At 69.1% G+C, this 25,616-nt stretch carries 16 protein-coding genes; 9 read left to right on the forward strand and 7 right to left on the reverse strand.

Annotation, left to right across the window (positions count from 1 at the left end; all coding sequences use genetic code 11):
• The first annotated feature begins 86 nt into the window (after nucleotides 1-86).
• Together rpiA and OV287_RS08795 are read left to right on the forward strand one after the other, a co-directional pair.
• Nucleotides 87-794: a ribose-5-phosphate isomerase RpiA gene (gene rpiA / locus OV287_RS08790; RefSeq protein WP_267533544.1), complete on the forward strand. Its 708-nt coding sequence runs from the start codon at nucleotides 87-89 to the stop codon at nucleotides 792-794.
• Between the two features lie 110 nt (nucleotides 795-904).
• A complete protein-coding gene (locus tag OV287_RS08795) occupies nucleotides 905-1,174 on the forward strand; it encodes a GlsB/YeaQ/YmgE family stress response membrane protein (protein ID WP_267533545.1) in 270 nt (89 codons plus the stop codon).
• Between the two features lie 69 nt (nucleotides 1,175-1,243).
• Here the strand turns inward: OV287_RS08795 and OV287_RS08800 are convergent, their stop codons facing one another.
• On the reverse strand, nucleotides 1,244-2,026 hold the full coding sequence (locus tag OV287_RS08800; protein ID WP_267533546.1) for a pentapeptide repeat-containing protein: 783 nt from the start codon (nucleotides 2,024-2,026) through the stop codon (nucleotides 1,244-1,246).
• A gap of 119 nt (nucleotides 2,027-2,145) precedes the next feature.
• Here OV287_RS08800 and OV287_RS08805 point away from each other — a divergent pair, with 119 nt between their 5' ends.
• Nucleotides 2,146-3,174 carry an AraC family transcriptional regulator gene (locus OV287_RS08805; RefSeq protein WP_267533547.1) on the forward strand — a complete coding sequence of 343 codons (1,029 nt, stop codon included), beginning with the start codon at nucleotides 2,146-2,148 and terminating at the stop codon, nucleotides 3,172-3,174.
• Here OV287_RS08805 and OV287_RS08810 read toward each other — a convergent pair.
• Together OV287_RS08810 and OV287_RS08815 are read right to left on the reverse strand one after the other, a co-directional pair.
• A complete protein-coding gene (locus OV287_RS08810; RefSeq protein ID WP_267533548.1) occupies nucleotides 3,164-6,394 on the reverse strand; it encodes a PAS domain S-box protein in 3,231 nt (1,076 codons plus the stop codon). The two genes, OV287_RS08805 and OV287_RS08810, sit on opposite strands and share 11 nt — an antisense overlap.
• Before the next feature lie 251 nt (nucleotides 6,395-6,645).
• On the reverse strand, nucleotides 6,646-9,522 hold the full coding sequence (locus OV287_RS08815) for a PAS domain S-box protein (RefSeq protein ID WP_267533549.1): 2,877 nt from the start codon (nucleotides 9,520-9,522) through the stop codon (nucleotides 6,646-6,648).
• A 250-nt stretch (nucleotides 9,523-9,772) separates the two neighbouring features.
• On the opposite strand from OV287_RS08815, the gene OV287_RS08820 reads away from it, so the two are divergent.
• Nucleotides 9,773-14,677: a pilus assembly protein gene (locus OV287_RS08820; RefSeq protein WP_267533550.1), complete on the forward strand. Its 4,905-nt coding sequence runs from the start codon at nucleotides 9,773-9,775 to the stop codon at nucleotides 14,675-14,677.
• A 40-nt stretch (nucleotides 14,678-14,717) separates the two neighbouring features.
• Here the strand turns inward: OV287_RS08820 and OV287_RS08825 are convergent, their stop codons facing one another.
• On the reverse strand, nucleotides 14,718-16,286 hold the full coding sequence (locus OV287_RS08825; RefSeq protein ID WP_267533551.1) for a sensor histidine kinase: 1,569 nt from the start codon (nucleotides 16,284-16,286) through the stop codon (nucleotides 14,718-14,720).
• Between the two features lie 139 nt (nucleotides 16,287-16,425).
• On the opposite strand from OV287_RS08825, the gene OV287_RS08830 reads away from it, so the two are divergent.
• Entirely contained in the window at nucleotides 16,426-17,952 is a 1,527-nt protein-coding gene (locus tag OV287_RS08830; RefSeq protein ID WP_267533552.1) for a sensor histidine kinase, read from the forward strand.
• Nucleotides 17,953-18,173: 221 nt separating this feature from the next.
• Nucleotides 18,174-18,815, forward strand: a complete 642-nt coding sequence (hpf, locus tag OV287_RS08835; RefSeq protein WP_267533553.1) for a ribosome hibernation-promoting factor, HPF/YfiA family — start codon at nucleotides 18,174-18,176, stop codon at nucleotides 18,813-18,815.
• Nucleotides 18,816-18,818: 3 nt separating this feature from the next.
• On the opposite strand, the gene nagZ is transcribed toward hpf, so the two are convergent.
• Nucleotides 18,819-20,642 carry a beta-N-acetylhexosaminidase gene (nagZ, locus tag OV287_RS08840; RefSeq protein ID WP_267533554.1) on the reverse strand — a complete coding sequence of 608 codons (1,824 nt, stop codon included), beginning with the start codon at nucleotides 20,640-20,642 and terminating at the stop codon, nucleotides 18,819-18,821.
• A 192-nt stretch (nucleotides 20,643-20,834) separates the two neighbouring features.
• Here nagZ and OV287_RS08845 point away from each other — a divergent pair, with 192 nt between their 5' ends.
• Complete coding sequence (locus OV287_RS08845; protein WP_267533555.1) at nucleotides 20,835-21,296, forward strand: PTS sugar transporter subunit IIA; 462 nt, start codon at nucleotides 20,835-20,837, stop codon at nucleotides 21,294-21,296.
• An 18-nt stretch (nucleotides 21,297-21,314) separates the two neighbouring features.
• Here OV287_RS08845 and dtd read toward each other — a convergent pair whose 3' ends face one another.
• Nucleotides 21,315-21,782, reverse strand: coding sequence for a D-aminoacyl-tRNA deacylase (gene dtd / locus OV287_RS08850; protein ID WP_267533556.1), 468 nt, complete (start codon nucleotides 21,780-21,782; stop codon nucleotides 21,315-21,317).
• A gap of 7 nt (nucleotides 21,783-21,789) precedes the next feature.
• A complete protein-coding gene (locus tag OV287_RS08855) occupies nucleotides 21,790-22,377 on the reverse strand; it encodes a TIGR02265 family protein (protein ID WP_267533557.1) in 588 nt (195 codons plus the stop codon).
• Between the two features lie 288 nt (nucleotides 22,378-22,665).
• On the opposite strand from OV287_RS08855, the gene OV287_RS08860 reads away from it, so the two are divergent.
• Both OV287_RS08860 and OV287_RS08865 read left to right on the forward strand, forming a co-directional pair.
• Complete coding sequence (locus tag OV287_RS08860; protein WP_267533558.1) at nucleotides 22,666-24,612, forward strand: serine/threonine-protein kinase; 1,947 nt, start codon at nucleotides 22,666-22,668, stop codon at nucleotides 24,610-24,612.
• Nucleotides 24,613-24,666: 54 nt separating this feature from the next.
• Nucleotides 24,667-25,614: a tetratricopeptide repeat protein gene (locus OV287_RS08865; protein ID WP_267533559.1), complete on the forward strand. Its 948-nt coding sequence runs from the start codon at nucleotides 24,667-24,669 to the stop codon at nucleotides 25,612-25,614.
• Nucleotides 25,615-25,616 lie beyond the last annotated feature (2 nt).

Below are 25,616 nucleotides of genomic sequence, written 5' to 3' on the forward strand. Positions count from 1 at the left end.
CCGTCGAACGCCCGCGGGGTAGGGAGGCGGGCCCGGGACTGCGCACCTCGGAAGGGGTGTGCACCTTCAAGCCGAGAGGGCGCGCCATGTCCGCATCCGGTGAGAGTGACGTCGCCCGCTTCAAGCGCCTGGCCGCCGAGCGCGCGGTGGAGTCCATCCAACCGGGCATGGTGGTAGGGCTCGGCTCGGGCAGCACCTCCGCCTTCGTGGTGCGCCGGCTGGCCGCCCTGCGCGCCGAGGGGAAGCTGCTCGACGTGGTGGGCGTGCCCACCTCGGTGGGGACGGAGGAGCTGGCGCGCTCGTTGGGCGTGCCCCTCACCACCTTGGAAGAGCAGCCGGTGTTGGACCTCACCCTCGACGGCGCCGACGAGGTGGATCCCCAGCTGCGTCTCATCAAGGGTGGGGGAGGGGCGCTGCTGCGCGAGAAGATCGTCGCCCAGGCGAGCCGGCGGGTGCTCATCGTGGTGGACGCGGGCAAGCTGTCACCTCGGCTGGGGACGCATTGGCCGGTGCCGGTGGAGGTGCTGCCTTTCGGCTGGCGCTCGCAGGCGCTCTTCCTGGAGGGATTCGGCGCGCGCATCACCCGCCGGGAGGGCCGGGAGGGAGCGCCCTACCGGACGGACCAGGGCAACTTCATCCTCGATTGCGCCTTCGGTCCCATTGAGCATCCCGAGGAACTGGCCGCGCGGCTGGAGGCTCGGGCCGGCATCGTGGAGCATGGCCTGTTCATCGGCCTGACCTCCGAGCTGGTGGTGGCTGGACCGGGTGGGGTGGAGCACCGCCGTCCCGCGTGACACTCATCCCTGCCGGCGGACGAAGCGGCGCTCTCCTGCCTGCCTGTCCCCTCGGCTCCGGATGCTCGGGTGCTTACCTGATGGGGGACTCGAACCCGAGGGTACTTCTCATGTCCATCGAAACACTCGTCATCTGGCTCGTCGTCGGCCTCATCGCGGGCTGGCTGGCCTCGGCGGTAGTGGGCGGCGGCTACGGCGTCGTGGGAGACATCGTCATCGGTATTGTCGGCGCCTTTATCGGAGGCTGGCTCTTCCGGGCCCTGGGCGTCGGCGCACCCGGGGGTGGCATCGTGTCCACCATCATCGTCGCCTTCGTGGGAGCGTGCATTCTGCTCCTCCTGTTGAGGGCCATTCACCGCACGAGATACCGCGCTACCTGAGTCGGGCCATTCGGAATGGGGGCCTGCCGCCGGCGGGCTCCCTTCTTCTCTCTACGGCCGGCGTTGGACTCACTCGGGCTCGGGCATGATGAAGCCCTTCACCCGCTCGAGGTTCGCGCCGTGGAAGCTCGCGCCGGTGAGGGTTGCAGCCGCGAAGCTGGCGCGCTCCAGGTTGGCGCCGTCGAAGCAGGCGTTCGTCAGGTTGGCCCGGTCGAGCTGAGCCCTTTCGAGGTTGGCGTCCCGGAGGTTGGCGCCCTCGAGGCGGCTGTCGCGCAGGTCGGCCTTCTCGAGGTTGGCCGAGCGCAGGTCCGCGCGCGCCAGGTTCGCCCCATCGAGGTCCACGCCCTCCAGGTTCGAGCGCCGGAGGTTCACGCGCGTCAGGTTGGCCTCGCTCATCCGGGCATCCTCCAGGTTGCAGCCCTCCAGGTTGGCGCCGTCCAGGTTCGCGCGGGCCAGGTCCACGCGCTCCAGATTGGACCCCTGCGCGTTGATGCCGACGAGGTTGGCGCCGACGAGCCGCGCGCCCTCCAGGTTGCAGCCCTCCAGGTTGCAGCCCGCCAGGACCACCTCCCGCAGGTCGGTGTGCTCCAGGTTGGAGCCGCGGAGCTGGGCCTCGTGGAGGTTGGCACCGGCGAGGTTGGTGTGCTCCAGGTTGGAGCCTCGCAGGTTCGCTCCGCGCAGACTCGCCTGCCGCAGGTTCAGGTTCTCCAGGTTGGCCCCGGACAGGTCCACCCCGTCGAGCACGGCTTTGGTGAGGTCGACTCCCTCCTCGGCTGCCGCTTCCAGGGTCTCGCGCCAATCTCCCTTGTGGCTGAAGAGCTCCGTGCCCTCCTTGTTCTTGATCTGCGTCATCGCTCGTCCTCCGGTGAAGTGACGCGCACCAATGTACGGGGCGGCCCCGGGGCACCGGTATGACCCGGGATGCCGGAAAGCATGACCGAGCGTGCCATAATCCGTGCCCCGTGGCGCGCGTGCGCAAAGAGACTCCCTTCCGCTCCGGGTTGGTGCCGGCACTCGTCCGTTTCGTGCGCGCGCACGGCGGGGACGCGGAGCTGCTCGTCCGTCGCTTCGGCCTGCCGGCGGGAGTGGAGGACCAGGTGGACGCATCCATCACCGCCGTGGACTTCGGCCGGCTGTTGGAGGCGGCCGCTGGCGAGCTGGATGACCCCTTCCTCGCGCTGAGGCTGCCCGCGGAGCTGGTGCCGCGCGGCTATGGGCTGGGCGAGCTGGCGGTGCGCGCGAGCCCTACGGTGCGAGAGGCGCTGCAGCGGATGGTGCGCTATGCCCCGTTGGACAACGATCGGCTCGTCCTCGCGCTGGAGAATCGAGGAGACGCGGTGGCCTTCACCTGCCGCGTGGCCGGACATCCTCGGGGTCTCACCCGGCACGCGCACGAGTACGTGCTCGCCTCGGTGCTCGCGCACGCGCGCACGTTGACGGGCCTGTCGGTGGTGCCGCGGGCGGTGTGGTTCATCCACGCGCGTCCGAGGCTCGTGGATGCCGCGCACCGCTTCTTTGGCACGGAGCAGCTCGACTTCGGTCGCGCCGACAATGGCCTGCTGTTCGACGCGAAGTGGATGGAGGCTCGGCTCACCACCGCGGACCCTCGCTTGCTCGTGACGGCCGAGCAGCTTGCCGACTCGGCACTGCAGGCGCGGGCCCCGACGGAGGACTTCACCGCCACGGTGGCCGCACGCATCGAGGAAGCACTCAGCTCTGGGGTGGGCGCGGAGGACATCGCCGCGCGGCTGCACATGAGCAAGCGCACGCTCCAGCGCCGGCTGGAGGAGGGCGGTCTCTCCTTCCAGGAGCTGGTGGACCGGGTACGCGCGGAGAAGGCGCGGGCGCTCGTGCGCGACGAGCACCTGGCCCTGGCCGACGTGGCCTTCCGGTTGGGTTTCTCGGACGTGAGCAGCTTCAGCCGCTCATTCCGGCGCTGGACGGGCGTGTCCCCCGGTCGCTACCGGCTACTGGCGCATCCCCACCCGCTTACGCGCTAAGGCCTGGCCGGCGTGGGCTCGCACATCGCTCCGCGCCCGCGCGCCTCAGTGGATGGACGCCCGGGTGCGCCGGCAGCTCGACGAAAAAGGTCGCACCTAGGCCGGGGCCCTCGCTCTCCACCCAGATGCGGCCGCCGTGGGCCTCCACGATCTGACGGCTGATGAAGAGTCCCAGGCCGAGCCCCGACACGTCGCTCGCGGAGATGGCCCGCTCGAAGCGGTTGAAGATGCGCTCCTGGCTCTCCTTCGCGATGCCGATCCCCTGGTCCTTCACACTCAGCAGGATGCACCCTTCGTGTGAGCGCAGCCTCACGTCCACCGGCTTGTGGTTGCCATAGCGCATGGCATTCGTGAGGAGGTTCGTCACTACCTGCTCGATGCGGAAGTGGTCCCACTCGACCTCGAGCCGCTCTGGTGCCTCCAGCGTCGCGGGGGTGCCCGCCTCGGCCAGATGCGGGCTCATGCGCTCCAGCACCTCGCGGGTGAGCTCGACGGCGTTCACCGGTCCCGGCTCGATGGCGAGCCGACCCGTCTGGATGCGCGCGATGTCGAGCATGTCGCCGACCAGCCGCGCGAGCCGTGAGACCTGGTCGTGTGCCTGCTCCACGAGCTTGTCCACCCGCTCCGGCTCATGGGCATCCGGGTCCCCGCGCTCGATACGGCGATGCATCATCTGGAACTGCAGCTTCAGTGACGTGAGCGGTGTCTTCAGCTCATGGCTCGCGATGGAGAGGAACTCGTCGCGGGCTCGCAGGGCCTCCTTGAGCCGCTCCTCGGCCTCGAGCTGTTCGGTGATATCCGTGTTGGTGCCGAACCAGCGTCGCACCGGTCCTCCCGCGCCATCACGAATGGGGCGGGCGCGGGAGAGGAACCAGCGGTACTCCCCCGTCTTGCTGCGCAGCGGAAACGTGTCCTCCCACACCTCGCCCGTGGCGATGTGCCGCATGAATCGCTCGGTGACGCGCTGCACATGGTCCGGGTGGTGGAACTTCTGCCAGCCCCAGCTCTGCATCTCCTCGGGCGTCGTGCCCGTGAAGTCGAACCAGCGTTGGTTGTACCAGAAGATGTACCCCGTCTCGTCCGTCATCCAGGCGAGCTGCGAGATGTTGTCGGCGAGCGCCTCGAAGCGCTCCTTGCTCTCTCGCAGAGCGGCTTCGGCCCGGTGGTGTTCGGTCAGGTCCAGCATCGAGCCAATCATGCGGATGGGCTTGCCGGAGGCATCCCGGCCAATGTGCCCGCGATCCAGGAAGGCGGCATAGGAGCCGTCGCTCCTGCGGAAGCGGTACTCGTCGGTCCAGGTCTCCTGGCCGCCGTCGATCGCCGCGCGGATTCCTGCGACCACCCGGTCGTGGTCCTCCGGATGGATGCGGTTGCTCCAGTCCTGGATGCTGGGGCCGAGCTCCTCGCGCGTGCAGCCGATATGCACCAGCACCGCGTCGTTCCAGTCGACCAAGTCCGTCGTGAGATCCCAATCCCAGATGACGTCGTTCGTGGCGCGGCTGACGAGGCGGTACCGCTCCTCACTCCTTCGGACGGCCTTCTCGGCCTCGAGGCGGGCCGTGATGTCCATCTGCGCGACCACGGCCCCGAGGATTCGTCCCGCCGCGTCCCGCACCGGCGCGCCGGAGTTGACCATGGTGCGGCGTGTTCCCGGCGCATTGAAGGGCTCGATCTCCACGATGTCTCCGGGGATGAGCTCTCCGCGCAGGGCACGGGCCAGGGCCCACTCCTCCCCCGTCACGCCGCGCCCGTGCCGCTCCGAGCCATCCGCCCACCAGCCCTTCCAGTTGCCGTACTCATCCACGCCCGCGGTCGCGGGCGCGGGTCCCCACAGGCGCTCATTGGCGGGATTCATCCGGACGACCCTGCCGCTGGCATCCGCCAGGATGATGCCCGCGGGTGCCGCTTCAAGTACGGCGTCGAGCAGTCGGCTCTCGGCCTCGGCCTTGGCGGCGGCCTGGTGCGCGCGGGCCTCGCTCTCGCGGAGCGCCTGCTCGGCCTGCTTGCGCACGGTGATGTCCTTGAAGACGATCGCGACCTGCCGTTCCTCTGGTTCGCCCGCGCGGGTCGCGTAGACCTCGAACCAGCGCTTCATCGCCAGGGCATGATCCTCGATGCGGATGGCTTCGCCGGTGAGCGCCACGTTTCCATAGAGTCTGAACCAGGACTCCTCGAGCCGCGGGACGAGTTGGCGGGCCGTCTTGCCGACAGCGTTCGCGAGCCCCGTGTGTCGCTTGAAGGCGGCGTTCGTCTCGAGAAACCGGTAATCGCTGGGCTTGCCGTGCTCGTCGAAGAGTATCTGCACGATGCAGAAGCCCTCATCGATGGACTGGAAGAGCGTCTGGTAGCGCCGTTGCGAAGTGCGCAGCGCCTGCTCGGCACGGACGTGGTCCGTAAGGTCTCGGGTGATGACAAGGGCGAGCACCTGCTTTCCCGTCTCGTCACGGACGGGCGCGCCGCTGAACTGGATGTGCCACGCCTGTCCGGTATCCAGCCGCCGGGCACGGAGCCGCAACTCGGTGATGGTCTCTCCTCGCAGCACTCGCGAGACCGGCCACTCTGTCACCGGAATGATCTGCCCGTCGTCCGAGGAGAGCTCGTAGCACTCCGCGAAGAACGACAGATCTCGCATCATCTCCGAGGTTGTCTCGAAGCCGTTGATCCACGCCTCCGCGTCATTGAGGAGCACGACGCTCCCCGCCATGTCGAAGACGACCACGCCGTCGGCCATCGCGTTGATCACCGCATAGAGCTGCGCCCGGCTGCTCCCGATGTGGTCCATGCTTCGTGTGAAGGTGGGGTCCGTCCGCCAGGGAGCGAAGCGATCGATCGCGTCCTCGATGGCTCGGTTCAGCGCCTGCATGTTCAGCGCGTTTCTCTCGATGAAGTCCATGGCGCCAGCCCGCAGCGCCGCTCGTCGAGTTTCGCGTCCATCCGCCGTGGCGACCGGGAGGATGACGACCGGGCAGGGTGGCATGGGACGATCCGCTTGGAGCACGGCCAGCACCTCCAGCGCATCCAGTGCAGGTGGCTCATGCGCGAGGAGCACGCAGTCAGGCACCAGGTCTCCAGCGTTCAGTCCGCGCACCCCGGCCGGGCCGGTGACGAACTCGGTGAGCTCGTAGCCATTCTCGGGAGCATTCTCCAGCCACCGACGAAGCTCGGCACGCAATCCGGCGTGACTGGAGATGACCAGGAGCTTGCGGATCTGCCCGCTCACGTCGATGACCTCCCGAGAGGTGGCTTTTTCATCCCAGCATGTCTCCTAGGGGCAGGGCGCGGTGCCGGCTGCCCGAACGCTCCGGAGCCGGGCAATGGGGGTCGCGTCGCGGCATGGCTGCCGCTCTAAAATGGATGCGACCGGTTTCTCGGACAGCGCTTTGACGCACCCTCGCCACCATGCCAGCCAATGAGGCCGGCGAATCCCGGAATGTTCCACAGGGGCCTGTCCACCGGACAGGAGGAGGGGCGCTACTGTTGCTGACGCAGCAGTGTGGCTGCTACCCACAGCAGCTCTGCGGGCTCGAGCGGCTTGGCCACGTGCGAGTTGAATCCCGCCCGCAGTGCCGCGGCCTGGTCCTCCGGACGGGCATAGGCGGTGAGCGCCACGGCTGGAACTCGCCCGCCCTGCTCGGGTGCCCGGGTGCGCACCTCGCGAATGAGCGCGTAGCCATCCATCTCCGGCATGCCGATGTCCGAGATGAGCAGCTCCGGCTGCTCCCGGCTCAGCAGCTCGAGGGCCTGGGCCGCGGTGGCCGCGGTAGAGACCCGGGCCTTTCCCTCCTGGAGCAGCGTGGCCACCAGCTCGCGGGTGTCCGTCTCGTCGTCGACCACGAGGATGTGGCGCCCGTGCAGCTCCTTCGGGTAATCGGTGGGAAGCTGCGGCGGGTGCTCGAGGAGGGCGCGTGCCGGCTCGGCCGAGTCCGTGCGAGGCGCCACCAGCGGCAACCGGACGGTGAAGGTGGAGCCCTGTCCCTTGCCCGCGCTCTGGGCCTCGACCGTGCCGCCGTGCAGCTCCACCAGGTGGCGCACGATGGCCAGCCCCAGTCCCAGCCCTCCGTGGCGACGCGTGGAGGAGGCATCCGCTTGGGTGAAGCGCTCGAAGAGGTGGGGCAGGAAGCCCGGCGCGATTCCATCGCCGGTGTCCCGCACCTGCAGCTCCACGTGTGACGGGCGCCAGCCGAGGGACACCATCACGTTGCCGTCCTGGGGCGTGAACTTCACCGCGTTGGACAGCAGGTTCCACACCACCTGCTGCAGCCGGTCCGGATCTCCATGCAGGGGGACTGGCTGCGGCCCCAGGGAGACCTGGAGGTGGATGCACCGCGCCTCGGCGGCAGGGCGCACCACGTCCACCGCGCTCTCGATGACCTTCTCCAACTGTGTGGGGCGCACGTCCAGCCGCAGCTTGCCGCTGACGATCCGGTTGACGTCCAGCAGGTCCTCCACGAGTTGCGTCTGCGCCCGCGCGTTGCGCTCGATGGTCTCCAGGGCTCGCTCGCGCTTGTCCTGCGGCAACTGCCGCGTGCGCAGAATCTGGACCCAACCCAGGATGGCCGTCAGCGGGGTGCGCAGCTCATGGGAGAGCACTCCGAGGAACTCGTCCTTGAGACGGCTGGCCTGCTGCGCACGCTGGCGCTCCGCCTCGGCTGCCTCGTACAGGCGCGCACGCTCCAGGGCCTGGCCACACTGCTGCGCGAGCATCTGCAGGAACTGCAGCTCCTCGGGGCCGCAGCTGCGCGGGTCCGGGTAGCTCAGCACGAGCGCGCCCACGGCCTGTCCATGCACCCACATGGGGAGTACCGCCACCGCATGATCGGCGGGCGAGGCACGCTGAGCGACGAGCTCCGGGTACTTCGTGGCCAGCTCCGCGGTGGAGCGGAACCAGAGCTCCCGGCCGGTGCGCACCGCGTCGAGGACGGGGTTGTTCGCATCGGCGGGAAGGCTGCGGATGTGGCGGACGAAGCTCTCCGGGTAGCCCACGTCATGGAGGGTCTCGAGCGAGCCGTCCGGGCGGTGGCGGTAGACGGCACCCGCCTTGGCGCCCATGCCGCCCAGTGCCACCGAGAGGACCGTCTGGGCCACGTCGCCGGGAGTGAGGGCCTGCGAGAGCGCGGAGGTGACGACCTGCAGGCGCGCGGCATGTTCCTCGGCCTGCCGTGCCTCGGTGATGTCGTCGAAGACGCTCACCGCGGCGATCGTCCGGCCGCGCTCGTCGCGGATGGGGGCGGAGTTGAGCTTGATGAAGCGGTTGTCCTTGTCCGGCCGGTGCATCCACAGCACCTCGCCGCGCACCACCTCGCCGTGCAGCACGCTGCGCGCCAGCGGCAGCTCCTCGGGCGGGCACTCGGTGCCGTCCAGGCGGTGCTGGCGGTAGGCCGCGTAGCCCTTCACGTCCGAGGCCCGGATGAGCGGGTGGCCCCAGATGGCCTCCGCCTGGGCGTTGGCGTACGTCAGCTCCCCCTCGGGGCCCGCCAGCAGGAAGCCCGAGGGCATCTGCTCGAGGATGGCCGACAGCAGCCGCTCATTGGTCTCCAGCTCCGCCAGCAGCCGGTCGCGCTCCGCCTCGGCCTTCTTCCGCTCGGAGATGTCCGTGTTGGTGCCCACCCACTCGCGCACGCTGCCGTCCAGGTTGAACACGGGCACGGCGCGCGACATCACCCAGCGCCAGCTCCCGTTGGCGTGGCGCAGCCGGTACTCGTTGGCGAAGGGCGTCTTCGTGGTGACGGCGTTCCGCCAGGCCTCGCGGGCCGCCGGGGCGTCCTCGGGGTGAATGGCTTCCAGCCAGGAGGTGCCATCCAACCACCGCTCGAGCGTGAGGCCCGTGAAGGCCCGCCAGGTGGGGGCGTCCTCCACGGGAATTCCTTGGGCATTGGTGGTCCAGATGGCGGACGCGGACGTCTGCACCAGCGAGCGGAACCGCTCCTCGCTCTCGTTCAGCGCCGCCTCGGTGTGCTCCCCTCCACGCCGCTCGGTGACGTCCTCGCCCAGGAAGAGCCACTCCACGAGCCGCCCCGTCTCGTCCTTCACCGGGAGCGCCCGCGCGAATACGTCGCGCCAGACGCCGTCTGCCCGGCGCACGCGGCAGGTGAGCTCCCCGCCGCCCGTGCGGCCAGGCGAGAGCAACGCACCTTCTGGATCCAACGGGCCCCGATCCTCGGGATGAATGGCCTGCTGCCAGTGCCAGCCCATCACCTGCCCGGAGGACTGGCCGGTGAAGGCCGTCCACGAGGGGGAGGGCTCCTGCATCCGTCCTGCCTCATCCACCATCCAGACGAGCCGAGCGTCATCCGCCTGGAGGGCGCGGACGCGCAGGGTGTCACGAGCGGGGAGCGCCAGAGCGAGCATGAAGAGGTGTCTCCTGAAGCGGGGATTCCCCCCACCGAATCCGCGCCCATTATGACCTCAATTCAGGGCGGTTTGCTGTCGCGGCACTTTTACTCTGACGTTGCGCGTCAAGTGTCAGGGTTCCGGGCTCTCCTGGAGGGGGGCGCGTGGGAGCGCCTCCTCGGCGAGACAGCCCGCCACGTCGACTCTGTCCGGATGCGAGGACGAGGAGAGTCCGTGGGGGGTGGGCCGGCTTCTAGGAGCCTGGAATATGCGCATGGATTTCGACACCGTGGGACGTGCGAGGAAGCGGTGGTTCAACCGTCGCGTGGGACTGACGGCAGGGCTGTTGGTGGCGGGAGCCGCGGGGCTGGTGGCCCTGCCGGGCCGCTCCGGCAGCGTGCCGGTGCCTGGGCAGGCCGCGTGCTGCACAGGTGCGGCTTCGCTGGGTGACACGATGATCAACGCCTCGGGTGGAGGCGACAAGGAGTTCTTCGAGGTGCCCTCCAGTCCACCGGGCGCCATCTTCCTGTTGGGCAACAACGCGTCCATGCAGGAGTACACCGAGTACCTGCCCGAGGTGGGTGACACCTCGAAGCCGGGCTGCTCGGACGCCGCGTTGGTGAACGCGATGAAGTGGTTCGACCTGAACAGCGCGGATCCAGCGTTCAACGGCTCCATCCCGTTCGACGCGGACCCGGACTTCTCCACCACGGAGACGCACTTCTTCGATCCGAACAAGTACTACCACTCGCGCGGCCGGCGCCTGGCGTGGCAGGTGGAGGAGGGTCCGTACTCGCTCCCGGTGGACATGCGGAGCACGCTGGGCTTCACGGACCTGATGCAGGTGTGCGGCAACGCGATGGAGTGGAGCGAGCCGTGGGGCTCGCCCGTGTACGCGGAGTGCCAGAAGTGCCTGACGGACAAGGGCTGGTGGCGTGGGCCGCTGGCGAGCAATCCCACGCCCGCGCCGGGCGAGACGCTGCCGGTGGAGGCGCGGCGCAAGTGGATTCTCAGCGGGCGCGTGCTCAACGTGCGCCCACCGAAGTTCGTGGTGGCGCGCAAGGTGCTCAAGGACGTGGTGTCCACCGCGGTGGGCCTGCGCATGGGCGTGGCCACGTTTGGCCCGGACCATGGCTGGTTCGATCCGCCGGTGCTGCTGCGTCCGCTGAAGCCCTCGTGCGACAAGTCCCATCCGCTGCTGGATGAGACGGCGCTCGCGCGGGCCGAGCTGCGCAAGGCCATCAACAGCATCTCCTTCCGCAACGACGAGCGCTCCATCGGTGAGGCGCTCTTCGGACTGGGCGGGTACTTCTCCTCGCAGAAGGCGGATGACCGGTGGGCGAAGTGGTTCTCCAACCCCATCAACCCGGGCTGGGGCTGGCCGGGGTGCTGCAATGGCGGCACGGTGGATGATCCGCTCACGGGCAAGGCGGGACTGCCGTGGGGCTCGCAGTCGCCCGACGAGTGGCTCAAGGACACGCAGCCCTGGGAGGGCATGGGCCAGGACCGCTCGGTGTGTTCGGCCTGCCAGGCCAGCTCCGTCATCGTGCTGGCGGATGGCGCGCCCCGGTACGACAACACGGTGCCCATCACGAAGATGATGGAGGTGTTGCTGGCGAGGAATGCGAAGCACGCGGACGGCACGCCGCTCACGTTCGACCCGAGCAACCCGGAGACGAACCTGGCTCCGGGTGGCGTCAACTACTGCGATGAGTTCGGTGCGACGAAGGCGGACTGCGACTACGCCAACTGGCCCACGGGTCTGGCGCAGACGAACAAGAACTTCATGGACGACGTGGCCTTCTTCCTGGCCAACGCGGACTTGCGCGATGACCTCGCGGGGGACCAGTCGGTGCGCACGTACACCATCGGTTACGGCGACAACAGCCCGATGCTCCAGAGCATCGCCAAGGCGGGCAAGGGCCGGTTCTTCCGCGCGGACAACGCAAGCTCTCTGCGTGATGCCCTCATGGCCGCGCTCGGGGATGTGAAGGAGGTCTCCACGGCGTTCGCATCCGCCAGTGTCGCGAGCGTGCAGGCCGGTGGCTCGCAGTCCTCCTTCGTGCCGCGCTTCAACCCGCGCCAGGGCCGCCCCTACGAGGGCCACCTCTACCGGTTCTTCTACTTCAGCGAGTTCTCGCAGGGCTGCCAGGCAGCGCTGGCCAAGAGCCCGACGGGAGACGCTCGGGACCTGAACGGAGACAAGGACTGCGATGACTCGTTCTTCCTCGACAAGCCGGCGGGCTTCACGCCCGCGCCGGGAGCGGTGCTGAACGTCTCCAGCTTCACGCGCGCCAACATCGTCCAGGAGAACACCGAGGGTGTCTGGGTGAAGGTGCAGACGGCCACGCTCAACAGCGAGGGCCGGCTGGTGGGCGGCGTGCCGGCGCAGCCCTTCTGGGACCTGGCGGAGACGCTCGGCCAGCGCAGCGCGAGCGCGCCGTGCGACCCGTCCAATCCGCTGAACCCCACGGGAGGCCGCTGCATCTTCACGCTCGTGGATCGCGACAAGGACGGCCGCTTCACGGAGGCGGACAACCCGCCCATGCCCTTCGACATGGCCCATCGCGGCGAGCTGGAGGAGTACCTGCTGGCGGCGGGGGACGGCTTCTGCGCCGGTGCCTTCGCGAAGCTGAAGAAGGCCTGGACGGGCACGCCCGCGGAGCGCGCCGAGTGCGTGGACACGCTCATCCGCTTCGTGCGGGGCGTGGACGTGTTCGACTACGACGGAGACCTGCTCACGGATGAGGATCGACCGTGCGTGGGCTCCACGTCGCGCTCGTGCAAGCTCGCGGACATCTTCCACTCCACGCCGGTGACGGTGGAGCCGCCCATCGAGCCCTTCCTGTGCACGCTGGGGCTGAGCGGCCAGTGCTTGTCCACGCTCTACGATGACTTCTCCGCTTCGGTGTCGTCCGAGACGTCGTGCGCCACGCCGGCCGCGGGAAATCCCTGCTACGCGCCCACGCCCATGGACCCGCCGCGTGGCTCCAGCGCCAGCAGGTTCGGCTCCTATGACGTGTTCCGCAAGGCGAACGCTCGGCGGGAGCGCATCGTGCTGGTGGGCTCCAACGGCGGCATGCTGCACGCCGTGCACGCGGGCACGTCGCTCGGCCGGGACAAGACGAGCGCCATCGACGACGCGCACGACCTGGGCTCCGGCCAGGAGCTGTGGGCTTTCATCCCGCCGGACCTGCTGCCCAAGCTGGGGTTGATGATGAACGGCCACGAGTTCTACGTGGACGGCACGGCCATGGTGCGCGACCTCTGGGCGGACGGCTCGGCGAGCAGCACGGGCCTGGGCAACGACGTGAAGGAGGCGGATGAGTTCCACACGCTCGCCATCCTCACCGAGCGCTCGGGTGGCCAGCGCTTCGCCGCGCTGGACGTGACGGATCCGCGCGAGATGTTGAAGCCGAGCGGCAAGCCCTTCCGCTGGATGTTCCCCAACGCGTGCGAGCCGGAGTCGGCCCGGGTGGGCCAGTCGTGGACGAACTTCGCGCCCAAGCCGCCGCCCATCGGTCCGGTGCGGCTCGCGAAGGGCAATGCTCGCGGTTGGGAGGAGCGTTGGGTGGCCGTGCTCAACGGTGGTTACAGCACGGACCTCTCGCGCGGGCGCGGTGTGTACATGCTGGATGCGTGGACGGGCAGCAAGCTGTGGTCCGTGGAGGCGCGGCCCGGTGCGGCTTCGCCGGATGCGTACACGACTGACGTGCTGAACCAGATGCAGCCCATCGCGGCCGCGCCGGCCCTGGTGGACATTGGCAAGGCGGACAATGTGCAGCTGGATTTGGATGGCTTCTTCGACACGCTCGTCGTCGGTGACCTGGGCGGCCAGGTGTGGACGTTCCGCTTCCACACGCCGGGAGTGCTCGGGAGCGATGGCCTGGTGAACAACTGGTTTGCCGCGCGCTCGCTGGAGATGGCACGCGGAGGCAAGGCGTTCCAGAAGCAGCCCTTCTTCCACATCGCCTCCACCGTGCGTCAGCCGGAGACGGGCTGGCTGCGCAGCTTCCTGGGCACGGGTGACCGGCAGCACCTGCGCTCGAAGGAGGGAACGAACTGCGGCCCGGATGACCTGTTGGCTTGCGTGCGGATGAAGTGCGACGTGGAGGCGGAGCTCACCGCCGACATCAACGGTCTGCTGCGCACGTCTGTCATCGAGTACGACGACGGCGTGCTGGTGAAGAACGCGGAGTCCGTCTCGGGCTCGACGTCGCCCGTGTGCTCGTCCGCGCGGATGGAGCTGACGAGCCTTCGCATCCGTTGCGACAAGAGCACGGCGCTGGGCAGTGGCTCCTACGCCTTCCCCGCGGTGGGTTCGCCGCCGGCCAGCACCGATGCCGAGTGCGGGATTGTGGCGGGCGAGTGGTCGTGCTCGCTGGCCAGTCTGGCCACGGACTCGCACGGGGACTTGAACCTGGGCGCGGACCTCGACAAGGTGCCGCACAACCGCTACTTCGGCTTCCACGCGTATGGAGGCTGGCAGCGCCACTTCGCGAGCGCCACCGAGGCCATGGCGTTTGATCAGAAGCGCGTGACGGATGGAGCCTTCAACTGTGGTGCGGGAGTCGACTGCTCGCTGGTGGATGTCACCATTCCGGACAGCGCGTATGCGACGTACGTGCACCCGACGCTGGGCACCCTTCGCTACGTGCCCGCGAGCACGATGGCGTCGCTGCCGCGCGGCACGATGGAGGGGCCGGGCTGGTTCCTCCAGTATGGAGGCCCGCAGGAGAAGACAGCGGCGGGCTCGGCCGTGCTGGGCGGCATCGTGTTCTGGCCGAGCCTCACGCCTCCCGCGGGGGCCACGGTCTCTGCCTGCAAGCTGGCGGGTGGCGGCGATCTCAGCCGCTCGTGGCAGGCGGACGTCATCACCGGTCTGCCGGACGAGGCGGAGGGGTTCCGGGTGGACGACAAGGACGGCAACCTGCTGGGCTACGTGCCCGCGAAGACGCGGGATGCGTGGGCTCCGCCTCCGGATCCAGTGGCGGTTGTCTCCGTGTCGCCGACGGGCGGCATCCGCTACGAGGTGGTGATGCCGGGAGTGGGCACGGCGCCCGTCAGCGAGACGCTGCGCGAGCGCAAGAACACCACGCCGGACATCTACTGGCTGGAGGTGCCGCGCAACCTGCACACGTGCCGGCACACGGATACGGGCACCTGCCGGTAAGGCGGGCCGAAGACGGCCCAACGCGGATGGGACGGCCGGGTCAGGTGTTTGACGACCCGGCGTCCTCCGCGGTCTTCGCGTGGCGCGCAATGCGCACCGTGAAGGTGGTGCCTTTCTCCTGGCTGGAGCGCACCTGGATGTCGCCGCGATGGGCGCGCACGATGTGATTCACGATGAACAGCCCCAGGCCAATGCTTCGCTGGGCGCTGTCCGTCCCGGCCGCCCCGCGTTGCAGGGGCTCGAAGATGCGCTCCAGGTCTTCGGGCGGAATGGGGCGGCCCAGGTTGTGTACACGCAGCAACAGGGCGTCTGGCTCGCTCGTGCTGCTCACGGTCACTGCGGTGTCAGGCGGGCTGTATTGGAGGGCATTGGTCAGCAGGTTCGTCAGCATCTGCGCCATGCGGTCGGCGTCCAGCGTCCCCTTGCCGTCGCCCGTGCACTCCAGCAGGACTGTTCGTCCGGGATGGGCGAACTGCACCTCTTCCACCACCTGTCGTGCCAGCTCGTGCAGGTCCTCGGGGTGGGGATTGAGGGTGATGCCGTTTCCGACGCTGGCTTGGGTGAAGTCCAGCAGCTCCCTCACCATGCGGGTCATTCGTTCGGCGCTGCTGCGGATGCGCGTGAGCAGGCGTACCTGGGTGGCCGCGTCCTGGCCCTCCTTGCGCAGGCCTGACTCCGCCGCCAGGGTGATGGCGGTGAGCGGGTTGCGGAGATCATGCGAGACGATGCCCACGAGCTGTTGTGCGAGCTCGGCCCGGCGCAGGGCCTCGGCGCGCAGGCGCCGCACCTCGGTGATGTCCCGGCTCACCCCGATGAAGCCGATGGGTTCTCCCCGGGCCGAGCGCATGGTGACGGTTCGGACGGTGGCCCATACCTCGCTTCCGTCCTTGTGCTTTCCCTGCCACTCGGTCGTGCGCTCGCCGTGCTCGATGATGTGGTCGAGTTGCTCCGCCAGCTCCCGCTCCCGGGTGGCCTGGCTTGGATAGATGGTCGACACCGAGCGGCCCAGCATCTCCTCGGCCGTGTAGCCGAAGAGCTGCGTGGCCCCCCTATTCCAGTAGGAGATGATGCCGGACAGGTCCGTGACGATGACGCTGTCATGCACATTCGCCAGGATCTCCACCTGGGTGCTGAGCTGGGCGTTGGCGGCCTCCAGGGCGGCGCGGGCCGAGCGCTCGGACTCCAGCAGCTGCTCTCGCTCCCGGGACACCTCGTGGGTGCGCAGCACGGTGCGCAGCGTGGCCACCAGCTCCTCGGGCTCCACGGGGGCCACGAGGTAGCCGTCCGCGCCTCCGAGCAGTCCCTGGGTCCGGTCGTGCGTGGTGGTGAAGCTGGCAGACATCTGGATGATGGGAATGGAGGCGGTGGCCGGGTCCTGCTTCAGCTTGCGGCTCACCTCGAAACCCGACACGTCCGGCAGGCGCACGTCCAGCAGGAGGACATCGGGCGCCTCCCGGGCGAGCATGAGTGCTTCATTCCCGGTGGCCGCCTCCCGAGTCCTGAAGCCTGCCAGCTCCAGTGCCCGCGCGAGCAGGTAGCGCTTGGCCTCGTCGTCTTCGACGATGAGCACGACGGGCGAGGAGGGCTGGGAGGATGGGGTCTTTTCCATTCGGTGGGCCAGTCCCGGGGGGCGGTGCGCCCTCATACAACAGCGTTGTGCCGAGGTCCCAACCCACGCGCCGTCCATTCCCCTTCACTCGTCGTATTGCGTTCTTGACGGGGGGGACTATGCCAGCGACCGTGTGAAGGTGAGCGCGCCCTCAGTTCCTCGCGCGCCCGGTTCCGGCCAGGCGCCTCCTCCCGAGTCCGATGGCTCCGCTCTACCAGCCTCGGAGCGGCTGAGGCTGCTGCTCGAACACATGTCCGAGGCCTTCCTCTCGCTGGATACGCGCGGGCGGGTGCTCGAGTGCAACGCACGGGCGGGGACGCTGTTCGGGGTGCCGCCCGAGCAGCTGCGCGGCCAGGAGCCCTGGACGGCGGTGCCAGTGCTGGCAGGCCGGACGTTGCACGGGCGGTTGTTGACGGCGCTCGAGACGCGCCAGCCCGCGAGATTCCTCGCGTCGCTGCCGCCGCGCTCCTGGATGGAGGTCTCCGTCGTGCCCGTGCGCGACGAGCTGTGGGTGCTTGCCTCCGACATCACCCAGCGCGAGGAGGCCCAGGCCCTGGTGGAGCAGACGGAGAAGCGCTTTCGGCTGTTGGGTGAGCGCTTCCAGGTGGCGCTCGACTCCGCGCAGATGGCCGTCTGGGAGACGAACCTCGTCACCGGCCAGGTGTTTCGCTCCGAGGGGCATGATCGGCTCTACGGCTACCCCGAGCCGCTGCCGGAGTGGACGCACGAGAAGTTCCTGGCCTCGCTCCACCCGGAGGACCGTCCGGAGGTGGAGGCTCAGGTCTCGGGCATCTTCTCCAACGACGTGAAGTCCTATACCTCCACTTTCCGCACCCGGTGGGAGGATGGCACCTGGCACTGGCTCACCAGCCGCGCCACGGTGATGCGCGATGGTGAGGGCCGGCCCATGGTGGTGCGTGGCGCCATCCTCGACATCACCGCCTTGAAGGAGACGGAGCTGGCGCTGCAGGAGGCGGTGCGCGTGCGGGACGACTTCCTGTCGCTCGCCAGCCACGAGCTCAAGACCCCGCTCACCGGCCTGTTGTTGCAGATGCAGATGGTGCGGCGACTGGAGTCCGAGGCCCCCTCCACGTCACTGGATTCCCCCAAGGTGCGAGCGCGGATGGAGGCCATCGAGCGCTCCCTGCGACGGTTGGGCCTGCTCGTGGACAACCTGCTGGACGTCGGGCGCATGCGCCACGGCAAGCTGGACTTCCTCTTCTCCCAGGGGGACCTGTCGGCGCTGGTGTCAGAGCTGGTGGAGCGCACTCGCGACGAGGCCCGGCTGGCGGGCGTGTCCCTCGCCGCGTTCATCACCCCGTCGCTGGTGGGGCGCTTTGATCGGCTTCGGCTCGAGCAGGTGGTGACGAACCTGCTGTCCAATGGCCTGCGCCACGGCGGGGGGCACCCGATGGAGGTGCGGCTGGAGCGGACCTTCGAGGGCGCTCGGCTGGTGGTGCGTGACGAGGGACCTGGCATTCCCGAGGCCGACCGCGAGCGCATCTTCGCTCGCTTCGAGCAGGTGAAGGGTGCGGCCCGGGCGGGTGGCCTGGGCCTCGGCCTCTTCATCGTGCGGCAGATCGTCGAGGGCCACCGCGGCCACGTGCATGCGGAGCCGGGGCCTGGCGGACGGGGTGCTGCCTTCGTAGTCGAGTTGCCTCTGTAACTCGGGCGTTCGTCCAGCCATTCCCCGTCATTCCCCCGCCCGCACTGGGTGTGTCAGGAGTTCAGTCGCGCTGGAAAGTCAAGCCGACACTGCCTGTTGAGTGGAGTGCGATCGACCGTCCTTTGAAGTGGGCGGGTTGCTTTCGTCCCTTCAGAGCGTTTCTGATCCGTAGTGGAGTTCCGGTCGTCTCACTCCAAGCCCCCAACGGAGGCATTCAACGCATGCAGCTCAACATCACCTTCCGCCAGTTCGGCTCGTCCGATGCCCTCAAGGAGTACGCGAAGGAGAAGGTCGAGCGGGTGAACAAGTACCTGGATCGAGCCGGTGAGGCTCACGTGGTGCTGTCGCTCGAGCGGCATCTGCACCACGCGGAGATCACCATCCACTCCGGTGCCTGGGTGCTGCGCGGCAGGGAGAAGAGCGAGGACATGTACGCGTCCATTGATCTCGCGATGGACAAGATCGAAGCCCAGCTCCGCAAGTACAAGGAGAAGATCAAGAACCACCACGGGCGGGATCGCGTGCACCACCGCCAGGGGCTGGTGAACCAGCTCAAGGTGCGCCACAAGGTGTTCGAGCTGCCCGAGGAGCTGATGGACGAGGCCGCGGAGGTTCCCGCCGCGCAGCCCGCGCCGAGCACTCCGGCGGCCGAGCAGTCCTCGACGCGGATCGTCCGCACCTCGGAGATCACCGTGAGGCCCATGCCGGTGGACGAGGCGGTGATGCAGATGAACCTGATGAACCAGGACTTCTACGTCTTCCAGCACGCCACCACGCACGAGGTCTGCGTGGTGTACCGGCGCAAGGAGGACGGGCAGTACGGCCTCATCGCGACGCACGGCACCACGCCCACCGGGGGCTGAGCCTCAACGCGCGTCGCGCTCCGAGCGGATGACCGTGTCGCCGTCCTGCTTCTTCTGGGCGGCGGCGGTCCTCCGGGGGCCCGGCGACTCCAGTCCGTGACCGAAGGCGAGCCGGCTCAGCCCCACAGGCAGCCGGCCCGGCGTGCCGATCTCCCCGAAGAGGGCGGCGGCGGCGGCCTCGGTGGCGGCGGGCTGGTGCGAGTAGATGGCCAGCACGGCTCGGGCCTCGTCGGCCTGTTCGGCGAGGTAGGGCAGTCCCATGGACACCACCACCACCGGGCGTCCGGTGGCGGCGGCCATGGTGACGAGCTCGAGCTGGCGGGAGTTGATGACCCCCACCACCACCACGTCCGCGGAGAGCGCCAGGCGGCGGGCCTGCTGCCTGAGGACGGAGCGGCGGGCAAGGGTGGGCCAGGCAGGCACGTCGAGAACCTGGGCGCCGGGCACGCGCTCGAGGATGGCTTCGCCCAGCGAGTGCTCGGGGGTGATGAGGCCCAGGCGCGTCCCGGTGGACAGGGGGAAGTGCTTGCCGTCGGTGCGCAGCAGGGTGACGGCGGCGCGGGCGATGCGGTGGGCCACCTCGGCGTTCTCCGGAGAGGGCGGGGTGGCCAGGCGCTCCTCCAGCAGGGGGGGCTGCTCGAAGAGGCCGCGGCGCACCTTGGAGGAGAGGATGCGGCGCACGGCCTCGTCCAACCGCGTCCGAGGTAGCTCCCCGCTCCAGGCCGCGGTCATGAGGGCCTCGTACACCTCCGTCTTCTTCTCCGCCCGCCAGGGGACGAGCACCATGTCCGCGCCGGCCTTCACCGCCATCACCGCGGCCCGGCCCACGCCGTAGCGCTGAGCGATGGCGTCCATCTCCAGCTCGTCGGTGAGCACCAGCCCGTCGAAGCCGAGCCGCTGGCGCAGCAGCCTGTCCAGCACCTGGGGGTGGAGGGTGGCCGGCAGGTCATCCCCGGTGAGGCCGGGCACGGCCACGTGGGCCGTCATCAGCCCGTCCAGCCCGTCCTGGATGACGGCGCGGAAGGGCTCCATCTGGGCGAGCACCTCCTCGCGAGACTCGCTCATGATGGGCAGGGCCGTGTGGCTGTCCGTGTCGGTGGAGCCATGGCCGGGGAAGTGCTTGGCGACGGTGACGAGCCCTGCGTCCTGCTGGCCGCGCACGAAGGCGCGCCCCAGCTCGGAGACGAGCGGCACCGAGTCTCCATAGGAGCGGATGCCGATGACGGGGTTGCGCGGGTTGAGGTTGACGTCCAGCACGGGCGCCAGGTTCATGTTGAAGCCCAGGCGCTTGAGGTCCTCGCCCTGGGCGAGCCCCGCGGCGTAGGCCAGCTCCGCCGAGCGGGTGGCCCCGAGCGCCATGTTGCCCGGCAGCACCACCACCCCGTCCCTCACCCGCACCACGTTGCCCCCCTCCTGGTCCAACGCGAGGAAGGGGGGGATGCCGTCGGCCAGCAGGCGGCGCAGGCCGTCGTTGAGCCGGGCCACCTGCTCGCCGTTGGCGATGTTGCGCTTGAAGAGGCACACCCCGCCCACCCGGCGGCCGCGCACCAGCGCCTCCACGGACTCGGTCACCTCCGTGCCCCCAAAGCCCACCATCATCAACTGGCCCACCTTGTCCTCGAGGGACAGGCCCACCATGAGGCGCTCGACCCGGGCCGGGAGCGCGTCCTCCACCAGAGGGACGACCGGGGCGGGGGCTTCCTCGGGCTGGGTGGGAGGCTGGGGCTCGTGAGCTCCGGCGGCCTCGGGCTGGCCGGAGGTGGTGGCACAGGCCCCCGAGCAGAGGACGAGCGAGAGGATGAGGGCGCGGAGGGGCCGGGGGAACACGGTGGCCCTGGAGCCTAGACGAGCCCTCCGTGCCCTCCATTTTCTGGCCTGAGAAGTTGAAGAGGCTCCGGTTACAGTTCAGATGGCAGATGAATCCACCCGGATGCGGACAGGGCAGGCAGGCGACTCTTGCGCGAATCCGGGCTCAGGAGTAATTGCCCGCTCAGGGAGCGCCACCGCGGGAGGGCCAGCTTGCGAATCTCCGAGTTCCTCAGCCCAGAAGCCCTGATCGCGGACCTTCAGGCCCGCGACAAGCAGGCGGTGCTGCGCGAAATGAGCGCAGTGCTGGCCCGGGCCCATCCCTCTTTGAAGGAGGAGCGCCTGGTGGAGGTGTTGCGCGAGCGCGAGAAGCTCGGCTCCACCGGCATCGGCGAGGGCGTGGCCATTCCCCATGGGAAGCTGCCCGGGCTGACCAGCCTGGTGGCCGCCTTCGGCGTGTCGCGTCAGGGGGTGGACTTCGAGGCCATCGACGGCAAGCCCACCCACCTGTTCTTCGCCCTGGTCGCCCCGGAGAACAGCGCCGGTGTCCACCTCAAGGCGCTGGCGCGCATCTCGCGCCTCTTCAAGAACCCCCGCTTCCGCGCCTCCATCCTGGAGGCCACCTCGGTCGCGGACATTCACGCGCTGATCGTCCAGGAAGACGCCCGGCCCTGAGGGGCGCTGGACGCCTGCTCAGCGCGCGGTGGTGGGAGCCCCGCTCCCCGGGCTCTCCAAGAGGATGGTGACGGGGCCGTCATTGACGAGCGCCACCTTCATGTCCGCCGCGAAGATGCCGGTGCCCACGGTGAGGCCCCGGCCGCGCAGCACCTCGCAGACGCGCTCGTAGAGAGCCTTGGCGCCCGCGGGCTCCATGGCGTCGATGAAGCTGGGCCGCCGGCCCTTGCGCGCGTCGCCGTAGAGGGTGAACTGGCTGACGACGATGAGCTGCCGGGAGGTGTCCTCCAGCGAGAGGTTCATCTTCCCCGCGGCGTCCTCGAAGATGCGCAGGGTGGCGAGCTTCTCCGCCATCCAGGCCACATCCGCCTCGGTGTCACCCTTGCCCACCCCGAGCAGCACGAGCAGCCCCGGGCCCACCTGACTGACGCGCTCGCCGTTGACGGTGACGGAGGCCTCCAGGACGCGCTGCACCACTGCCTTCATATTGTATTCACTCCCAGGAGAAGTCGTAGGCGCCGTCGAGCGGGGACTCCCGCTGGCCGCGCACCTTCACGTCCTTCACTCCATACAGCGTGAAGAGCTCCTCCAATACGCCCTCGTGGTACTCCACGGGCAGGAAACTGCGCCGGATGAGGAGCCTGCCACTCCTCGGCCCGTTCCACGTCACCGTGCGCTCGCCGTAGCTGGCTGCCATCCGGTAGATGGTCTGCACGCTGCCCAGGAACAGCCGGATGTCCTTGCCAGCCACCACTCGCACTGCGTTGCCCACCGCGGAGGCCAGGAAGTCCACCATGGCCTTGCGGCCCAGGGCCCGCGCTGCCTTGTCCGGCCCTCCGTACCGGCCGCTCAGCTCGCGCGTCGCCACTCCGCTCAGCCGCACCAGCTGCTCGATGGGGTAGTTGAAGAAGCCCACGAAGTTCTGCCCTCCGAGCACCTGCTGGCAGCGGGCCAGCGCGGCCTCGTCCCCGAGCGCCCGCACCGCCTCCAGTATGCTGGTGAAGAACAGCCCACGCGCGGTGTCCTGTGGGGTGGCCAGCTCGCAGCGGCGCTCCATCTCCTCGTCCCAGCCCTCTGGCACACCTTCCTCCATCCTGGCTTCGGGGCTCGGGCTCATGGGAGAGGGCGGGCTGAGGCCGGATGGCTGGTGGGGGAAGGAACGACTGGACCGCCGGGAACGTATCTGGGGCCGTTACTCCCAGGCAAATCCGCCTGCTCTCGGGGCGAATATCCCGGAGGGGGTGTCCAGATGACCTGCCGGAGGGGGTGTCATAGGATGCGCGACAGCATGACTGTTCAGCGACCTTGTCGCACCTGTGGGGGGGCTCTTCCAGAGGGTGCGAAGGAATGTCCCCGCGACGGAACTCCCGTGTCCCTTGAGGCCTATCCGGACGAGAGGACGGTCGTGCACGCCGCGCCCTCGGAGCTGGAGGCAGGTGCCTCCGCGGACTCGGACGAGCCGGAGGAGGTGTGGGAGTCCACCGTTCGCAAGGACATCATGGTGGGCCAGCGCATCGGCGAGTACGTGGTGCGCCGGCGCATCGGCAGCGGCGGCATGGGCGTCGTCTACGAGGGCGAGCACCCGGTCATCGGCCGCAAGGTCGCCATCAAGATCATCCGCCCGGACTCCTCCGAGGGCATTCGCGCGAGAGATCTCGTCGGCGAGGCCCGCGCGGTGAGCGCCATCCGCCACCGTGGCATCATCGACATCTTCGGCTTCGGAACGCTGCCGGGCATCGGCCAGTACCTGGTGATGGAGTACCTCAACGGCCGGCCGCTCGATGAGGTCATCCTGGACCGGGCGCCGATACCGCCCTCCGAGGCCATCCGGCTCATCATCGAGGTGCTCGGCGCACTGTCGGCCGCGCACGCGGTGGGCGTCATCCACCGCGACCTCAAGCCTGGCAACATCTTCGTCGTGCTGGAGTCCAACGGCTCCGAGTACGTGAAGGTGCTCGACTTCGGGCTCGCCAAGCAGGGCGCCACGCCCAACGGCCCCACGCCGCAGACGCGCGCGAGCATGATTGTCGGCACCCCGGAGTACATGGCGCCGGAGCAGGCCTGCGGTCAGCCGGTGAGCCCACGCACCGACCTGTACGCGGTGGGCATCATCCTGTTCGAGATGCTTACGGGACGGCTGCCCTTCCGGGGCGACTCGCCCATGCACGTGGCCATCCAGCAGGTACAGGCCCAGCCGCCCTCGCCAGCGTCCCTGGTGGAGGGTCTGCCGCCGGAACTGGATGACCTGGTGCTGCGGCTGCTGGCAAAGGAGCCCGAGCAGCGGCCCGCTTCAGCCGAGGCATTGACGCGCGAGCTGAAGGCGATCGCCCGGACGCTGGCGGTCGACATGACCCAGCTCTCTGGCTTCGCCCGGGCGGTGCCGGAGGCTCCCGAGCCCGCCTCGCGTCCCGCTCCCCAGGCCTCCGCGGCGCCCCCGCGTCCCGCGCGTCCGACCGCCCCGCCTCCTGCTGAGACGGTGGAGGCCCCGAAGACGATCGCCGGTTCGCGTCAGGCCCTCCCATCGCCGGAGTCCGAGGCCGCAGTGGCGGCTCGCCCGGCCCCATCCGCGCGTCCCCCAGCGGCACGCCCCCAGGCCGCGCGCCCGCGGGCCGCCGCCCCCCGCACTCCACCCACCACCGATGTGGTTCCGGTGCAGGGCTTGAGCCGCGGCGCGGACGTTCCCGACACCGCGGAGATCGCGCCTGTCCGATCCGGCCCCTCCATGAAGGTGTGGCTGGGCGTGGGTTTGGCGGCTGTCCTCATAGGGGGCGGTGTGGGCGTGGTTGCGCTCAAGCGCGACAGCGGTCAGCCCGTGCCCGACGTGAGCGGGGCGTCCGCATCGAAGGACCCGGCGTCAGGGACCGGTTCGGCGCAGCCCCCGCCTACTCCGGGGAAGGAGCCCCAGGGGGAGACCGGTGCGCAGCAGGCCGCCACGCCTTCACCGGACGCACAGCCGAAGGTCGAGACGCCCGCCCAGCCGGAGACGCCGCCCTCCGCCCAGGCCGTGGCCGCGGTCGAAGATCCGGCTTCTCAGAAGACCGAGACGAATTCCGCGCGGCCAGATGCGACTTCTGGGACGAAGCGCCGTTCTCCTGGCAATGAAACGGGAGTGCTCCGGGTCGTGTCAGGGTGTTGGGCGAAAGTGTTCATCGACGGCAAGCGCAGGGGCGATGCGCCGCTGGCTCGCCTTGTCCTGCCCGCTGGTCAGTACACCCTCTCGCTGCTCGGCACGAATCCCGCGCTGAAGAACCATCGGGAGGCGATCGTCATCGAAGCGGGGAAGACGCTCGAATACAAAGCCCCGCCATGTAAGTAAGACCGTAGAGAAGGAAGGGAGAGACGCGTTCTCTCCCAGGAGCCGCCATTCCCCATGTTCCCGCGTTCGCTCTTGTTGCTGCTGGTGCTCCTGCCCCTTTCTGCCTGGGCGGCGCGGCTCCAGGGCCTCCGGTACTATGAGCGAGGTGAGTACGCCAAGGCGAGCCGCACCCTGAAGCGGGAGATCAGCAGCCCACAGCTCTCCGACGAGCAGCGGGCCCTGGCTCGTGTCTACCTCGCCGCCTCGTTGTTGGCGCTCAAGAAGGAGGACGAGGCGTACCTACAGCTCGAGGAACTGGCTCGCACCTACCCGGAGCAGCGGGTGGATCCTTCCCTCTTTCCTCCGCGGCTGGTGGAGCTGGAGCTGGAGGTGCGCGAGCGGCTGAAGATCGAGCGGCTGCGCGAGGAGGCCGAGAAGGCCGAGCAGGCCGAGCTCAATCGGATCGCCGCCGCCGAGGATGCCGAGCGGCGCAAGCGTGAGCAGGAGGCGGCGGCCCGGAACCCGGCGCAGGTGGAGCCGCAGGGCGAGCTCCAGGACACGGCCACCGCTCAGCCCGCTTCCTCCTTCCGGCTGCGTCCGGAGCTCACCGGCTACAGCGACGTCGCGGGAGCCTTTACCCCTGGGGGCAAGCTCTCGATTGGTCCAGCGGTAGCTCTCACCGCCGGTGTCGGGCCGGTGGAGGCGACGGTGCGGACGCTGATTGGCAAGGAGCGTTGGGCCTGGGAATTGGAGGCGGGCTACCTCTTTGGGACCGGCGCCTTCCAGCCGCGGCTGTCGGTGCGGAGCACCTTGTTCCCGGGCATTGGAGAGCCTCCCGCTGATGATCCCAACGGTGGGGGTGCCCGCTTTGGCTTCGGGGGCGCGGTGGGCGGGCGGTTGGCACTCACCCCCCAGCTCACGCTCCTGGCGGATGTGGGCGGTGAGCTCCTCGTCGGTGCGTCCGAGACGTTCAACGGCGGCGTGTTCGTCATCTCCGCTGGTGTGGGCTACAGCCTGTTCTAGGA

The sequence above is a fragment of the Archangium lansingense genome (assembly GCF_026626635.1).
Taxonomy (GTDB): Bacteria; Myxococcota; Myxococcia; order Myxococcales; family Myxococcaceae; genus Archangium; species Archangium lansingense.

Coding starts and splice junctions, on each gene's coding strand:
- rpiA (WP_267533544.1), top strand. CDS start 87: ATGTCCGCATCCGGTGAGAGTGACGTCGCCCGCTTCAAGCGCCTGGCC.
- OV287_RS08795 (WP_267533545.1), top strand. CDS start 905: ATGTCCATCGAAACACTCGTCATCTGGCTCGTCGTCGGCCTCATCGCG.
- OV287_RS08800 (WP_267533546.1), bottom strand. CDS start 2,026: ATGACGCAGATCAAGAACAAGGAGGGCACGGAGCTCTTCAGCCACAAG.
- OV287_RS08815 (WP_267533549.1), bottom strand. CDS start 9,522: ATGCTCGCTCTGGCGCTCCCCGCTCGTGACACCCTGCGCGTCCGCGCC.
- OV287_RS08820 (WP_267533550.1), top strand. CDS start 9,773: ATGCGCATGGATTTCGACACCGTGGGACGTGCGAGGAAGCGGTGGTTC.
- OV287_RS08825 (WP_267533551.1), bottom strand. CDS start 16,286: ATGGAAAAGACCCCATCCTCCCAGCCCTCCTCGCCCGTCGTGCTCATC.
- hpf (WP_267533553.1), top strand. CDS start 18,174: ATGCAGCTCAACATCACCTTCCGCCAGTTCGGCTCGTCCGATGCCCTC.
- dtd (WP_267533556.1), bottom strand. CDS start 21,782: ATGAAGGCAGTGGTGCAGCGCGTCCTGGAGGCCTCCGTCACCGTCAAC.
- OV287_RS08865 (WP_267533559.1), top strand. CDS start 24,667: ATGTTCCCGCGTTCGCTCTTGTTGCTGCTGGTGCTCCTGCCCCTTTCT.